This is a genomic window from Stutzerimonas stutzeri, assembly GCF_002890895.1.
GTDB classification, from domain to species: domain Bacteria; phylum Pseudomonadota; class Gammaproteobacteria; order Pseudomonadales; family Pseudomonadaceae; genus Stutzerimonas; species Stutzerimonas stutzeri_AB.
Map to the genome: position 1 here is coordinate 34,190 of NZ_POUL01000006.1, position 14,008 is coordinate 48,197.

Genomic DNA, 14,008 nt, shown 5'->3' on the forward strand with positions numbered 1-14,008 from the left:
AGTCAGCTCGACAGCAGCAGCATCCACAGCGGCAAGCTGATCACGGCCAGCAGCGTCGAGAGGAAGACTGTCGAGCTGACCACGCGGGTGTCTTCCGGATTGAACACGAAGGCCAGTACGTTGACACCGCTTGGGCAGGCAGCCAGCAGTACCAGCACGCTCAGGGCTTCATGACTGAGACCTGGTAACCATCCGCCGACATACCAGACCAGCGACGGAAACAGACCCAACTTCACCAGTGCCAGGCCCAGCGCCGGTGCGCTGGGTCGCAGTCGGTAACGCGACAGACTGATGCCCAACACCATCAACGCACATGGCAATGCGGCCTGGGCGAGCCAATCGGCCACACGCCAGATTGGCACTGGCAGGTCCCAACCGGATGCATTCAACAGGGCGCCGAGCAACAGACCGACAATCAAAGGGTTGGCCAGATTCTTCAGCAATGCCGAGGCACTGACCTGTTGCCCTGAACCGAAGGCGTTATAGAAGCTCTGTAGGGAAAACAGGATCAGGCTGTGAAACACAAGAATGGCAAATACGTATACCAGACTCTCCGGCCCCAACAACGTAGTTACCAGAGGGATGCCGACCAGCACGTTGTTTGAGTAGGCTGCCGTCAAGCCGAGGGGGGAGGCTCGTCCGAGCAATCGGTGAGCAAACAGCGAAACCAGTACGAAAACGGTAACCACCGGCCCAAAGTAGGCCAGCAACAGCGTTGGTGACATCCCATCACTCAGCTGGGCCCGAGCAATACCGGTGAAGAGGACCGCCGGCATGAACAGCTTGAAGGTGATGTTGGCGAGTCCGGCTGCCGCTTCCCCTGCCAACCATTTCCGCCAGCCCAGCAGGTAGCCAAGCATGATCAAGCCGAAGATTGGCAATATCGCCTGAAACACCACCACGCGGCTTCTCCAGCAAACGTTGCGGCTTCATGCCGCCTCGTAAAAGGCCCGACAGAATACCTGAGAGACGCGTCAGATCACCACATCAGGCCTAGCTGCATGCGCTAGAGCCGGTATTGCGGATTGGATGCTCAAGCCTGGGTGTGCTGCGCGGCGCCAGCTGCGACTAAGGCTGCAGCCCTGGCCAGCGAGTCGAGCACAATGGAAAGCTCGTCATGCCAGTCCCGGGTGTCTATACCGAACGTAGTCTCGAACTTCGAGCAATCGAGCACCGACCAAGCCGGACGGCGTGCGGGAGTGGGGTACTGAGCGGTGGTAATGGGCGATACCTTTGGGCGAGTAGCAAGCATGCCCTTGGCTTCTGCCTGACGGAAGACTTCATCGGCGAAATCGAACCAGGTGCATGGAGATCGTCCACTGTAGTGATAGAGCCCCCATTTCAATTCGCCGTTCTGGGCATAGCGCTGCGCCAGCTCCAGCAACACATCGGCAATGCTGCCGGCCTGAGTGGGGCAACCGAACTGATCGGCAACCACCGACAGCGCGTCACGCTGACATCCAAGGCGTAGCATGGTCTTAACGAAGTTGTGACCATGCGCCCCATAGACCCAGCTGGTGCGCAAAATGAGGTGCTTATCCAGCACAGCCTGGATGGCCGTTTCGCCCGCCAGCTTACTAGCACCATAGGCCCCCGTAGGCTCGACCCCATCGTCCTCGTTATAAGGCGCTCGGGCATCACCGGAGAACACGTAATCGGTGGAAATATGCAACAGCGGGATAGAGGCTTGACGGGCTGCTTGCGCCAGCCGCTCCGCACCGTCACGGTTGACACTGTAAGCCTGTTCGCGGTGCGTCTCGGCGTTGTCAACGTGCGTGTAAGCGGCCGCGTTGATGATAAGCCCCGGCTTGAGCCGGCGGACCAGATCAGTGACCTGCTCCGCATCGGTGATGTCGAGATGGTCGCGAGTCATGCCGAGCGCTTCGAGACCGTACCCACCGGCACGGTTTATCAACTCGTGACCGACCTGGCCACCGGCTCCGCATACTAGGATTCGCATCTGGTTAGCGCCTCGTTCAAGGCCCGCCGTAAACGGCTGGCATGGATTTGTAACAGACTCGATACACGCGTCACTCTGCAGCTACCGAGATAGCGCAGCCCGCGCTTGGTTCAGGCCAACTTAAATGTGTTTTGTTCCGCCCGTTTGAGGCGTAGCAGAAATTATTGTCCTCGTGCAGGCCTAACATGCCAGCTCGGGTGCGAAAAGGATGTTCCTTCTTGAGCTCCTCGGACCGCTTGCAGCAGCCGGCAATGCTAACACGAGTGAAACTCGAGGCCTGCCATGCGGACCAAACAGGATAGAAGTCGCAGCTAATTCGCCACGATGCCATGTCCAACAGGGGCCACATCGTTGCATCACCAAGAGGACGCCGTCATGCCCAGAGGTGAGAAATCCAAATACACCGATAAACAACAACGCAAAGCGGAACATATCGAAGACAGTTACGATGAGCGGGGAGTACCCGCTGAAGAGGCGGAAGCCCGAGCATGGGCCACCGTAAACAAGCAGTCCGGCGGGGGCGAACGCAAAGGTGGCTCAGGGCAGGACAAAAGCGAGACCGCCAAGCGAGCGGACCGCAAGGACTCAGAACATCGAGCAGCCGAGTCGCGCTCCGGCAGTTCACCAAACAAGGGCTCGGCACGTAGCAATCGCTCAGGCAGCACGTCCCTTAGCGACCTGACCCGCGACGAACTGATGGACAAAGCTCGAGAGCGTGACGTGCAGGGCCGCTCCAAGATGCGTAAGGACGATTTGATAAAGGCACTCAGTTGATGGAGCTTAAAATGCAAGAACCTGATCCTCGGGATGACGGCACGCCGAGTCCAGTACCGGAGCCTGAACGGCAGGACCCCGGCGAACCAATCCCTATCGAGGAGCCGGCCAAGCCCGAACGCCCCAACGACGGGCGCGGTTAAACTTTCCGTGCCCTCGCCTATCACAGCTTATGGCCCTGCGAGACGCCGACAGGCGCGACGGCCATACGGCGGCGCAATACCGCACGCCCCATACCCAGGAGACCGTGATGAGTTATGTGCAATTGAGCGACAAACATACTTTGCGTGAGCGCGCGCGCCAGCATGTCGAAAACGGCGCGGTGACGGAAAGCTATTCGGCGGATCGCGAGACGGTGATCAATCTGCTCAATGAGGCGCTGGCGACCGAACTGGTCTGCTACCTACGCTACAAGCGCCACTACTACATGGCCACTGGCCTCAAATCGAGCGTTGCCGCCGACGAGTTTCTTGAGCACGCCAACGAAGAACAGGAACATGCTGACCGCTTGGCCGAACGTATCGTGCAACTTGGTGGCGCTCCGGATTTCAATCCCGACAGCCTCACCGAGCGCGCTCACGCGCAATATGCAGAGGGTAACGGACTGCGCGACATGGTATTCGAGAACCTAGTGGCCGAACGGATAGCTATCGACAGCTATCGAGAAATCGTCCAATACATTGGCGATAAAGACCCGACAACACGGCGCATCTTCGAGGACATCCTTGCACAGGAAGAAGAGCACGCCGACGACCTGGCTGGCTTGCTGGACGGCATGAACTGACAAGCTCACTCAGCCAGCAGCATTGTCGTTAAAAAAAAGGCCACCCAAAGGTGGCCTCAAAAAAAGGAAAGAGAGTACAGCTCAGCCGGCTGCTGCCGGGCGCATGTAGGAGATCGGTGCGGTCTGGGACTCTTCGAATGTGACCATTTCCCACGCATCCTTCTGATCCATTAGGGTGCGTAGCAGACGGTTGTTCAAAGCATGTCCGGATTTGAAGCCGCGGAATTCGCCGATCAGGCTGGTGCCCAGCAAGTAAAGATCACCGATTGCATCGAGAATCTTGTGCTTCACGAACTCGTCCTCATAGCGCAGGCCGTCTTCGTTGAGCACATGGTCTTCATCGACCACGATGGCGTTTTCGACGCTCCCACCCAGGGCCAGGTTGTGCGAGCGGAGGAATTCAATGTCACGCATAAAACCAAAGGTTCGAGCACGACTGACTTCCTTGACGAAGGAAGTACTTGAGAAATCCACGCTGGCGGTCTGGGTACGACCGCGGAACACCGGATGGTCGAAATCGATCTCGAAACTCACCTTGAAGCCCTCGAATGGCAGGAACGTGGCGCGCTTGTCGCCGTCCTCCACCGAAACCTCGCGGATGATTCGGATGAACTTCTTGGGGGCGTCCTGCTCCTGCAGTCCGGCCGATTGAATCAGAAATACGAAGGGACCAGCACTACCGTCCATGATCGGCACTTCCGAAGCGGAAAGCTCGACGTAGGCGTTATCGATGCCTAGCCCAGCCATCGCCGAGAGCAAGTGCTCAACCGTATCGACTTTGACGTCACCGCTGACCAGCGTAGTCGACATGGTCGTCTCGCCAACGTTCTCGGCCCGTGCGGCAATCTGCACAGGCGGGTTGAGATCGGTGCGACAGAACACGATTCCCGTGTCCACGGGAGCCGGCTTCAGGGTCAGGTAAACCTTTTCCCCCGAATGCAGGCCGACGCCTGTGGCGCGAATGATGTTCTTCAAGGTGCGTTGTCTGATCATGGCTCGTTTTCGCTAGTGCGCTGTTGCGAATGGTTTCCAACAAAGGTGGCGATCATAGCAGAACCCCACTTTGCTGAATACCAATCACCCCGATAGTCCTGATACATCCAATCAATCAGCCTGACGGCGCAGAAACGCAGGAATATCCAAATAATCCAGATCTTCCTGTGGATTCATCTTCGCTGCAGTAGCCGCCGCGTGAGCCTGATTACGCATCACGGTTGGGCGGTCGAGGTCGCGATAGTTCACGGCCCCCTGGTCCTGACGCGCTGCTGGAGCGGGCTGCGGCGCCACGGCTGCGGCCTGCAGAGTGTTGTCTACAACCTTGACCGGTTTCTCGTTGCGCGGTCCGAGACCAGTCGCCACAACCGTGACGTGCAGCTCATCGAGCATGTCTGGGTCGATTACGGCACCCACCTTCACCGTCGCCTCGTCGGACGCGAACGCCTCGATGATCTCGCCCACCGCAGCGTACTCGCCCAGGGAAAGATCCAGACCAGCGGTAATATTGACCAGAATGCCACGCGCACCCTGTAGGTTGACGTCTTCCAGCAATGGGTTGCGGATCGCCGCCTCGGTAGCCTCGCGAGCGCGGTTCGGGCCAGTAGCACAACCAGTCCCCATCATGGCCATGCCCATCTCGCCCATGACGGTTTTGACGTCTGCAAAGTCGACGTTCATCAGGCCCGGACGCTGCATGATGTCAGAGATACCGCGCACGGCGCCGGTCAGCACGTCGTCAGCCTTGGCGAACGCGGAAAGCAGGCTCGCATCCTTGCCGAGGATGGTCAGCAGCTTTTCGTTGGGGATAGTGATCAGCGAGTCGACGCACTCGGACAGCTGACGGATACCTTCGTCGGCGACCTGCATGCGGCGGCGCCCTTCGAATGGGAACGGACGGGTCACCACTGCAACGGTGAGAATGCCCATTTCCTTGGCCACCGAAGCAATGACTGGCGCTGCGCCAGTGCCGGTACCACCGCCCATACCGGTAGTGATGAATACCATGTCGGCGCCCTGCAGCACCTCGGCGATACGCTCACGGTCATCCATCGCAGCCTGGCGACCGATATCGGGATTGGTGCCTGCACCCAAGCCCTTGGTAATGGCGGACCCCAACTGCAGTACGGTCCGCGCTTCGATTTTCTTCAGCGCTTGGGCATCGGTGTTAGCGCAGATGAATTCCACGCCTTCAACGCTGTTGCGCACCATGTGATTGACAGCGTTTCCGCCGCCTCCGCCCACGCCAATGACCTTAATCACTGCATTTTGCGGGGTATGATCTACGAGTTCGAACATTTCCCTCTCTCCTTCCAGCTTTCTAGTTTTAGGTACAGCCGCACTGCTCAGAAATTGCCCTGGATCCAGCTCTTGAGCCGGTCCACGACAGACGTCTTGGGTTCTTCGACAAAGTTGCCGAGACCGGACATGGAGGTGCCTTCGGTCTGCTTACGCATCCCGTAGAGCAGCAGGCCCACGCCCGTTGAATAGATGGGATTGCGGACCACGTCCGCGAGTCCGTTGACGCTATGCGGTACGCCAAGGCGCACCGGCATGTGGAAGATCTCCTCGGCGAGCTCGACGGCACCTTCCATCTTCGCTGTACCGCCTGTGAGGACGATCCCTGCCGGAACCAGATCCTCGTAGCCGCTGCGACGCAGTTCGGCCTGAATCAAGGTGAAGAGCTCGTCATAACGCGGCTCCACGACTTCGGCCAATGCCTGACGCGAGAGTTCCCGCGGCGGCCGATCTCCGACGCTCGGTACCTTGATGGTCTCGCCGGGGCCGGCCAACTTGGCCAGCGCGCAGGCGTAACGAATCTTGATCTCCTCCGCGTACTGAGTCGGAGTACGCAGCGCCATGGCAATGTCGTTTGTGACCTGATCGCCCGCAATCGGGATAACGGCGGTATGCCGGATAGCGCCTTCGGTGAAGATGCAGATGTCGGTCGTCCCGCCACCGATATCCACCAGGCAGACGCCCAACTCTTTCTCGTCATCAGTCAGCACGGCATGTGCCGAGGCCAGCTGTTCGAGGATGATGTCGTCAACCTCAAGACCACAACGGCGTACGCACTTTTCAATGTTCTGCGCGGCATTGACCGCACACGTTACGACGTGAACCTTGGCTTCCAGGCGCACCCCGGACATGCCCAGCGGCTCGCGAACGCCTTCCTGGTTGTCGATCACATAGTCCTGCGGCAAGGTGTGCAGCACACGCTGATCTGCCGGAATAGCCACGGCCTGGGCAGCATCAAGCACACGTTCGAGGTCAGCAGTGCTGACTTCACGGTCGCGGATGGCGACGATCCCGTGCGAGTTCAGGCTGCGGATATGGTTGCCGGCCAGGCCGACGAATGCCGAGTGAATGCGGCAGCCTGCCATCAGCTGTGCCTCTTCAACGGCACGCTGGATCGACTGAACGGTGGACTCAATATTGACCACTACGCCCTTTTTCAAGCCACGCGACGGATGCGTGCCGATCCCGACAATCTCCAACTCGCCATCCGGCGTCACTTCGCCGACCAGCGCCACCACCTTCGAGGTGCCGATATCGAGACCGACGATCATCTTGCCGCTTTGCACGTTAGACATGTGTTTCATTCCTCAATTCTTCGCAACGACGGCTTCATCCGTCGTGGTCGGGCTCGGCTCCCGCCACGCAACGGCGAGGCCATTGGCGTAGCGAAGGTCGATCCGCGCAATTTTGTCGCTCTCCTGCGCCAGCTCTTGCTGGTAAATGGCAGTGAAGCGCCGCATTTTTTCGATTATCTGGTCCCGTCCCAACAGCAGCTCGACGCCCTGGCCGGTCGTCACAAACCAGCTGCCCCGCGCCCGCAGTTCCAGGCGAGCGATGGAAAAACCGAGTGGCCGCAGCATCTGGCTGAGAACCTGGTACTGCTGCATCACCCGTTGCTGGGCCCGCTTCGGACCATACAACTGCGGCAAGTGTTCATACCGAGTCAGATTGTCTGGCGCGAAGGCCTGACCGTTATTGTTCAGCAGCGATTCGTCACCCCAGCGAGCGATCGGCAGCTGCTCGTCAAGACGCACCATGACTTCATCCGGCCAGATTCGGCGCGCTTCGACATGGGCTATCCAAGGCATCTGTTCAAGGTCGTGACGCAAAGCGTCGAGATCAACCTTGAAGAAGCTGGCTTCGACGAATGGCGCCATGCGTGCTTGTACCGCCTGCTGATCGACATAGGTCAGTTCACCCCGCACGCTCACCTTGGCAATCGGCCGATCGGCATAGGGGGCGAGCTGGTCACCCAGCTGATAAAGCCCCACGGCAAGCCCCGCGAGCAGTACCGGCCATAGGGCACGCTTGAGCGAACCCAGGCTCGGCCGTGGCAAGCGCGCCGAAAGCGGCTCGCGCTGCACCAGGCGGCTCGCGCCCCGCTGTGCCGGCTTGCGTGAAGCACGGCCGGTAGCGGGTTGAGAGTGACGCAGCGTGGTGATCATCGATCAGTTCCCCGTCGCCATGCTGGCATCCAGAATCGCGAGGACCAACTGCTGGAAGTCCAGCCCAGCTGCCCGCGCGGCCATCGGCACTAGGCTGTGGTCAGTCATGCCTGGAACGGTGTTCACCTCCAACAGCCAGAAAGCGCCGCTGTTGTCCTGCATGACGTCGACACGCGCCCAGCCCTGAATGCCCACGGCTTCACAGGCACGGGCGGACAGGTCCTTCAATTCCTGTTCTTTTGCAGCGTCGAGCCCGCAGGGAATCCGGTACTGGGTGTCGTTGGCGACATACTTGGCGTCGTAGTCGTAGAAAGTGTGCGGCGTGCCCAGACCAATCGGTGGAAGCACCTTGCCGCGCAATGTGGCAATCGTGAACTCCGGACCCTGGATCCACTGTTCGACCAGCACCTGCGAGTCGTAGAGACTCGCGGCGCGCCAGGCCGCAATCAGCTCATCGATACCTGCGACTTTGGCCATCCCGATGCTGGAGCCCTCATGCGCTGGCTTGACGATCAGCGGGAAACCCAAACCATCAGCTGCGGCGCGACAATCGGCCTCGCTCGCCAGAACGGCGTGCCGCGGAGTCGGTAGGCCAAGGCTCTGCCAAACCTGCTTGGTACGCAGCTTGTCCATGGCCAGAGCCGATGCAAGGATGCCGCTACCGGTATAAGGGATACCGGCACACTCGAGCAGACCTTGCATGCTGCCGTCTTCACCGCCACGCCCATGGAGCACGATAAAGGCGCGATCAATCCGTTCGCTGCTCAACCGAGTCAACAGCTGATCATCAACATCGATACCGAACGCATCAACGCCAGCCGATTGCAGGGCCGCGAGCACCGCCGCTCCAGACTTCAGCGAGACCTCGCGCTCAGCGCTCTTGCCGCCGTAGAGCACGGCGACCCGGCCGAATGCCTGGGGGTCGCGGGTCGATTGGAGGGCCGTCATTCGCTCTTCCTCGCGGCGCTCACAGCGCCAGCAAACAGGGGACTATTGATGAGTTGCGGGGCTAGCCCGCCGATGTCGCCGGCGCCCTGGCAAAGCAGGATGTCGCCCGGTCGTAGCAGCGGTTTGACCAGCGGAGCCAAATCGACGCCGCGGTCGATATAGATCGGGTCGAGCTGGCCGCGTTGACGGATGCTGTGGCAAAGATGGCGGCTGTCAGCACCTGGAATGGGCTCCTCGCCGGCTGGATACACTTCCATCAAGAGCAAAACATTCGCATCGTTCAGCACCTGTACGAAGTCGTCGTACAGATCACGGGTTCGGCTGAACCGATGGGGTTGATAAACCATGACCAAGCGGCGATCGGGCCACCCCCCTCGGACAGCCTGGATCACAGCGGCCACTTCACGCGGGTGATGACCGTAGTCGTCAACGAGCATCACGCTGCCGTCTTCAACCGGTAGTTCTCCGTAAACCTGAAAGCGCCGGCCGACCCCACCGAACTGAGACAAGCCCAGAACGATCGCCTCGTCGTCGATCCCTTCGTCGGTGGCGATGGCGATCGTTGCCAGGGCGTTGAGGACGTTATGGTTGCCCGGCATGTTGACCGACACATCGAGCGCGTCGAAGCCATCGCGCAGCACCGTGAAATAGGTGCGCATACCTTCCTGGCGAACATTGATGGCCCTGACATCGGCATCTTCATGCATACCGTAGGTGGTGATCGGACGCCCCACCTGTGGAATGATTTCACGCACGACCGGATCGTCGACGCAGAGTACCGCCAGCCCGTAGAACGGCAGGTTGTGCAAGAACTCGACAAAGGTCTTCTTCAGCTTGCCGAAATCGCCGCCGTAGGTGCTCATGTGATCGGCGTCAATGTTGGTGACGACCGCGACCATCGGCTGCAGGTGCAGGAAGCTGGCGTCGCTTTCATCGGCCTCGGCAATCAGATACCGACTGGAACCCAGCTGAGCATTGGTGCCGGCTGCAGTCAGGCGGCCGCCGATAACAAAGGTTGGATCGAGCCCACCCGCAGCGAACACCGAAGCCAGCAAGCTGGTAGTGGTGGTCTTGCCATGGGTGCCTGCCACGGCTATGCCATGACGGTAGCGCATCAGTTCGGCAAGCATCTCGGCGCGAGGCACCACCGGTATCCGCTGCTCGAGGGCAAACGCGACCTCCGGGTTGGACGCGTTTACCGCGCTGGATACCACCAGCACGTCCGCCCCGGCGACGTTTCCAGCCTGATGGCCGATGTAAATCTGTGCGCCGAAATTTTCCAGGCGCTCGGTGCTGGCCGAGGTTTTGAGATCCGAGCCGGACACGTCATAGCCGAGGTTCAACAGGACTTCGGCGATGCCACACATGCCAACACCACCCACCCCGACGAAGTGAATCCGGCGGATGCGACGCATACGCCTTACTTCTGCCTTGACCGCCGCTGGGGATTTAGCCATGGGCCACCTCCAGACAGATATCGACGACGGTTCGGGTAGCGTCCGGCCGAGCCAGACGACGTGCCGTGGCTCCCATGGCCTTGAGTTTTTCCGGCTGCATCATTACCTCGGTCAGCTGCGCGGCCAGCGCTGCAGCATCGGTCGTTGCTTGAGGGAGAAGAACGGCCGCGCCTTCCTTCGCCAGATATTCGGCATTACGGGTCTGGTGGTCATCGATTGCGTGGGGTAGCGGCACCAGAAACGAAGGCAAGCCGGCAGCCGCCAGCTCGCACACCGTCAAGGCGCCGGAGCGACAGATGACCAGGTCGGCCCAGGCATAGGCCCGCGCCATGTCCTTTATGAAAGGTGCAACCTCAGCGTCGACACCCGCCGCCACATAACGCTCTCGCGTAATCTCGGCGTGCTGCTTGCCGGCCTGATGGAACACCTCGGGGCGCAGATCGCCAGGCAGTTGACCAAGCGCCTCCGGCAACAGCTTGTTCAGCGGCTCAGCACCCAGACTGCCGCCTAATACCAGCAGCCGAGGGCGGCGGCCAAGCAAGGTCTGTCTTGGCGTCTCGAGAAACAGCTCATGGCGCACCGGATTGCCAGTGGTTCGCCGCTTGTCGCTTGCGGCGAAGGTATTCGGAAACGCCTCGCAGACGCGCTGCGCGAACGGCACCAGGCTGCGATTGGCAGTTCCAGCGACAGCGTTTTGCTCGTGAATGATCAAAGGCGTTCCGGCCAGCTTCGCGGCGAGACCGCCAGGCCCCGTCACATAGCCACCAAGCCCAAGCACGCAGACCGGCTGGAGGGTACGAATCACCCGGCGGGCCTGACCCAGCGAGCGCAGCAACTGGAACGGAGCCTTCAGCAAGGAAGCGAAACCTTTACCGCGCAGCCCGCTCACCTGAATCAGGTGCAGCGGCAATCCAGCCGCAGGAACCACCTCATTTTCGATGCCTCGCGGCGTACCCAGCCAGTGCACGCTATAACCGCGACTCTGGAACTCGTGCGCGCAGGCCAGCGCCGGGAAGACATGCCCCCCGGTTCCGCCGGCCATGATCAAGACGTTACCGGCCATGCACGACCCCCTTGCTTTGGGGCACAGGCGTTTCGGCAAAATCGTCCTCGCTGAACTCGGCATCTTCGCTGCCAAGCACCGTGCGGCTTTCCCACTCGATGCGCAGCAGCAAGGCCATACTGGCGCAGGTGACCACCAGCGAGCTGCCGCCATAACTCAAGAACGGCAAGGTCAGGCCTTTGGTTGGTAACAGTCCGATGTTCACACCAACATTGATCAGGAACTGACCGAGCCAGAGGAACGCAACGCCCCAGGCTATATATGCAGCAAAGAACTGGCGTGCTCGCTCGGCTGCAAGTCCGATGTACAGGGCGCGAACACCCACGAATGCGAACAGAAGGATGGTCAGCAGCGCACCCACCATGCCCAGCTCTTCGGCGAGCACGGAAAAGACGAAATCGGTGTGCGCTTCAGGCAGGTAGAACTGCTTCTGGACGCTGTTGCCAAGCCCGACACCCAGCCATTCACCACGCCCAAAAGCGATCAGGGCCTGAGTCAACTGATAGCCGGCGCCGTACTGATCAGCCCAGGGATCGGTAAAGGTAATCAACCGCTGCAGCCGGTACTCCTGCGTCTGTACCAGCACGAAGACCGCGCCGACAGCGAGCAGAACCAGCAAGCTAAATCGAACCAGGCCGACGCCGCCTAGGAACAGCATGGCAACTGCCGCGCCCATCATCACCACAGTCGCACCGAAGTCCGGCTCGAGCAGGAGCAACATGGCCATTGGAAGCAATACAAGAAACGGCTTGAGGAAGCCCCATAGGCTTTCCCGCACCTCTTGCTGGCGGCGCACCAGATAACCGGCGAGATAGACCACAACGAAAAGCTTGGCCAGTTCCGACGGCTGTACGTTGAAGGCACCGAAGCCGATCCAGCGCATCGAGCCGTTCACCTCCCGCCCAATGCCGGGAATCAGAACCAGAATCAACAGCACGAACGCAGCAATCAGCAGCATCCAGTCCAGCCGCTGCCAGACGGACAGCGGCACCAGAAGAACCAATGCCGCCGCGCCAATACCGAGCAGGACGTAAATCAGATGGCGGATCATGTAGTACATCGGATTATCGGCATTCACGGCCGCGACTTCGGAAGAAGCCGAGGTGATCATTACCAATCCGAGGCCTAGCAGCGCCAGACAGCCGGCGAGCATAGGGAAATCGAGGTCGAGGCCGCGCCGACTGAACAGAGGTGACGGTGCGCTGCGCAGGAAAGCGATCATCAGCTCAGCGCCCCCACCGCAGCGGCGAACTGACGTCCGCGATCTTCGAAATTCTCGAACATGTCCAGGCTGGCACAGGCCGGCGACAGCAATACCGCATCGCCGGGTTGGGCCAGTTTGGCTGCCAACTGGACAGCGTCCTGAAGCGTCGGAACACGGTGGATCGGCGCTGCGCCTTCAAGCGCCGCCGCCAGTTGCTCGGCATCGCGGCCAAGCAAGACGACCGCGCGGCACTGATGCGAGACCGGGCTGTGCAAGGCGGAGAAATCCGCACCCTTGCCATCGCCGCCGGCGATGAGCACCAATTCACCGGTGATATCGCTACCCAGCCCATCGATTGCTGCAAGGGCAGCTCCGACGTTGGTTGCCTTCGAATCGTCGTAGTAGGTCACGCCTTTGCGCTCCCCCACCCACTGGCAGCGATGGGCGAGCCCGGCAAAATTGCGCAAGGTGGCGAGCATCGGCTCGAACGGAAGACCCACGGCATGGCCGAGCGCCAGGGCGGCCAGCGCATTGGACTGGTTGTGAGCCCCGCGCATCTTCAGTTGGTTAGCCGGCATCAGAGCGTCGAACTGGAAAGCGAGGTACTTCTCCCCGCTTTCTTCGAACAGTCCGAAGCCCTTGAAATCGGGCTTGCCGAGGCCGAAGGACCAAGTTGGAAGGTCGTCGGCAACCAGCGGGCGGCTAAGGCGGTCGTCACGATTGACTACAACCTGCCGAGCACCCCGAAAAATGCGGTGTTTGGCCTGATGGTAGGCAGGCAGCCCATCATAACGATCCATGTGATCTTCACTGATGTTCAGGCAGGTGGCGACCTCCGCATTCAGCTGATCGGTTGTTTCCAGCTGGAAGCTCGACAGCTCGAGGACATAGAGCTCGACATCGTCGCTGAGCAGATCCAGGGCCGGCGTTCCCAGGTTTCCGCCAACCGCCACTTTGCGTCCGGCCGCAGCAGCCATCTCGCCGACCAGGCTGGTCACAGTGCTTTTTGCGTTCGACCCGGTGATAGCCACGATTGGCGCTTTGGCTTCGCGCGCGAACAGCTCGATATCCCCGGACAACTTCACTCCGTTAGCAGCGGCTGCCTGCAATGCTGGCATGCTGATCGGTAGGCCCGGGCTTACCAACAGCTCGCTTGCGCGGCTGAGGAACTGGGGATCGAGCTCTCCACAGTGAACCTCGATATTTGGGTACTGCGCTTTCAGAGTGGCCAACTCCGGTGGGTTCGCACGCGTGTCGGCGACGGCAAACGGCACTCCGCGGCTCGCCAGATGGCGAACCAGAGACATGCCGCTCTTGCCGAGACCTACGACGATGCGGAACTGATCGGAAGCGATGAGCAC

The 14,008-nt window shown here is 60.3% G+C and carries 14 protein-coding genes; 3 read left to right on the forward strand and 11 right to left on the reverse strand.

The window, feature by feature from the left end; translation table 11 throughout:
* Positions 1–2: 2 nt before the first annotated feature.
* Both CXK96_RS12705 and rfbD read right to left on the reverse strand, forming a co-directional pair.
* Complete coding sequence (locus tag CXK96_RS12705; protein ID WP_102836820.1) at positions 3–902, reverse strand: AEC family transporter; 900 nt, start codon at positions 900–902, stop codon at positions 3–5.
* Between the two features lie 131 nt (positions 903–1,033).
* Positions 1,034–1,960: a dTDP-4-dehydrorhamnose reductase gene (gene rfbD / locus CXK96_RS12710; protein ID WP_102836821.1), complete on the reverse strand. Its 927-nt coding sequence runs from the start codon at positions 1,958–1,960 to the stop codon at positions 1,034–1,036.
* A 375-nt stretch (positions 1,961–2,335) separates the two neighbouring features.
* On the opposite strand from rfbD, the gene CXK96_RS12715 reads away from it, so the two are divergent.
* The 3 genes from CXK96_RS12715 to CXK96_RS12720 all read left to right on the forward strand — a co-directional run bounded on the left by CXK96_RS12715 (position 2,336) and on the right by CXK96_RS12720 (position 3,518).
* The gene (locus CXK96_RS12715; protein ID WP_102836822.1) at positions 2,336–2,734 is read left to right on the forward strand and encodes a Rho termination factor N-terminal domain-containing protein; all 399 of its coding nucleotides are present in this window, start codon (positions 2,336–2,338) and stop codon (positions 2,732–2,734) included.
* A gap of 11 nt (positions 2,735–2,745) precedes the next feature.
* Positions 2,746–2,877 (forward strand): hypothetical protein, encoded by a 132-nt coding sequence (locus CXK96_RS20980; RefSeq protein WP_256061618.1) that lies wholly within the window; start codon positions 2,746–2,748, stop codon positions 2,875–2,877.
* 107 nt (positions 2,878–2,984) lie between these two features.
* The gene (locus CXK96_RS12720) at positions 2,985–3,518 is read left to right on the forward strand and encodes a ferritin-like domain-containing protein (protein WP_102836823.1); all 534 of its coding nucleotides are present in this window, start codon (positions 2,985–2,987) and stop codon (positions 3,516–3,518) included.
* Between the two features lie 81 nt (positions 3,519–3,599).
* Here the strand turns inward: CXK96_RS12720 and lpxC are convergent, their stop codons facing one another.
* The 9 genes from lpxC to murD form a co-directional block, all read right to left on the reverse strand.
* A complete protein-coding gene (gene lpxC / locus CXK96_RS12725) occupies positions 3,600–4,511 on the reverse strand; it encodes a UDP-3-O-acyl-N-acetylglucosamine deacetylase (protein WP_102836824.1) in 912 nt (303 codons plus the stop codon).
* A 111-nt stretch (positions 4,512–4,622) separates the two neighbouring features.
* Positions 4,623–5,810 carry a cell division protein FtsZ gene (ftsZ, locus tag CXK96_RS12730; protein WP_102836825.1) on the reverse strand — a complete coding sequence of 396 codons (1,188 nt, stop codon included), beginning with the start codon at positions 5,808–5,810 and terminating at the stop codon, positions 4,623–4,625.
* Between the two features lie 47 nt (positions 5,811–5,857).
* Positions 5,858–7,105 carry a cell division protein FtsA gene (ftsA, locus tag CXK96_RS12735; RefSeq protein ID WP_102836826.1) on the reverse strand — a complete coding sequence of 416 codons (1,248 nt, stop codon included), beginning with the start codon at positions 7,103–7,105 and terminating at the stop codon, positions 5,858–5,860.
* Positions 7,106–7,117: 12 nt separating this feature from the next.
* Positions 7,118–7,975: a cell division protein FtsQ/DivIB gene (locus CXK96_RS12740; protein WP_102836827.1), complete on the reverse strand. Its 858-nt coding sequence runs from the start codon at positions 7,973–7,975 to the stop codon at positions 7,118–7,120.
* 3 nt (positions 7,976–7,978) lie between these two features.
* Positions 7,979–8,923, reverse strand: a complete 945-nt coding sequence (locus CXK96_RS12745; RefSeq protein WP_102836828.1) for a D-alanine--D-alanine ligase — start codon at positions 8,921–8,923, stop codon at positions 7,979–7,981.
* Positions 8,920–10,380 carry a UDP-N-acetylmuramate--L-alanine ligase gene (murC, locus tag CXK96_RS12750; RefSeq protein WP_102836829.1) on the reverse strand — a complete coding sequence of 487 codons (1,461 nt, stop codon included), beginning with the start codon at positions 10,378–10,380 and terminating at the stop codon, positions 8,920–8,922. The genes CXK96_RS12745 and murC overlap by 4 nt, the downstream gene beginning before the upstream one ends.
* On the reverse strand, positions 10,373–11,443 hold the full coding sequence (gene murG, locus CXK96_RS12755) for an undecaprenyldiphospho-muramoylpentapeptide beta-N-acetylglucosaminyltransferase (RefSeq protein WP_102836830.1): 1,071 nt from the start codon (positions 11,441–11,443) through the stop codon (positions 10,373–10,375). Before murG ends, murC begins: the two co-directional genes overlap by 8 nt.
* Positions 11,433–12,665 carry a putative lipid II flippase FtsW gene (gene ftsW, locus CXK96_RS12760; protein WP_102836831.1) on the reverse strand — a complete coding sequence of 411 codons (1,233 nt, stop codon included), beginning with the start codon at positions 12,663–12,665 and terminating at the stop codon, positions 11,433–11,435. Before ftsW ends, murG begins: the two co-directional genes overlap by 11 nt.
* A complete protein-coding gene (murD, locus tag CXK96_RS12765; RefSeq protein WP_102836832.1) occupies positions 12,665–14,008 on the reverse strand; it encodes a UDP-N-acetylmuramoyl-L-alanine--D-glutamate ligase in 1,344 nt (447 codons plus the stop codon). Before murD ends, ftsW begins: the two co-directional genes overlap by 1 nt.

Bases quoted from the DNA above. Each gene is read 5' to 3' on its own strand.
- CXK96_RS12720 (WP_102836823.1), top strand. From the start codon at position 2,985: ATGAGTTATGTGCAATTGAGCGACAAACATACTTTGCGTGAGCGCGCG.
- ftsW (WP_102836831.1), bottom strand. From the start codon at position 12,665: ATGATCGCTTTCCTGCGCAGCGCACCGTCACCTCTGTTCAGTCGGCGC.
- murG (WP_102836830.1), bottom strand. From the start codon at position 11,443: ATGGCCGGTAACGTCTTGATCATGGCCGGCGGAACCGGGGGGCATGTC.
- CXK96_RS12740 (WP_102836827.1), bottom strand. From the start codon at position 7,975: ATGATCACCACGCTGCGTCACTCTCAACCCGCTACCGGCCGTGCTTCA.
- ftsA (WP_102836826.1), bottom strand. From the start codon at position 7,105: ATGTCTAACGTGCAAAGCGGCAAGATGATCGTCGGTCTCGATATCGGC.
- ftsZ (WP_102836825.1), bottom strand. From the start codon at position 5,810: ATGTTCGAACTCGTAGATCATACCCCGCAAAATGCAGTGATTAAGGTC.
- rfbD (WP_102836821.1), bottom strand. From the start codon at position 1,960: ATGCGAATCCTAGTATGCGGAGCCGGTGGCCAGGTCGGTCACGAGTTG.
- CXK96_RS20980 (WP_256061618.1), top strand. From the start codon at position 2,746: ATGCAAGAACCTGATCCTCGGGATGACGGCACGCCGAGTCCAGTACCG.
- lpxC (WP_102836824.1), bottom strand. From the start codon at position 4,511: ATGATCAGACAACGCACCTTGAAGAACATCATTCGCGCCACAGGCGTC.
- murC (WP_102836829.1), bottom strand. From the start codon at position 10,380: ATGGCTAAATCCCCAGCGGCGGTCAAGGCAGAAGTAAGGCGTATGCGT.
- CXK96_RS12745 (WP_102836828.1), bottom strand. From the start codon at position 8,923: ATGACGGCCCTCCAATCGACCCGCGACCCCCAGGCATTCGGCCGGGTC.
- CXK96_RS12715 (WP_102836822.1), top strand. From the start codon at position 2,336: ATGCCCAGAGGTGAGAAATCCAAATACACCGATAAACAACAACGCAAA.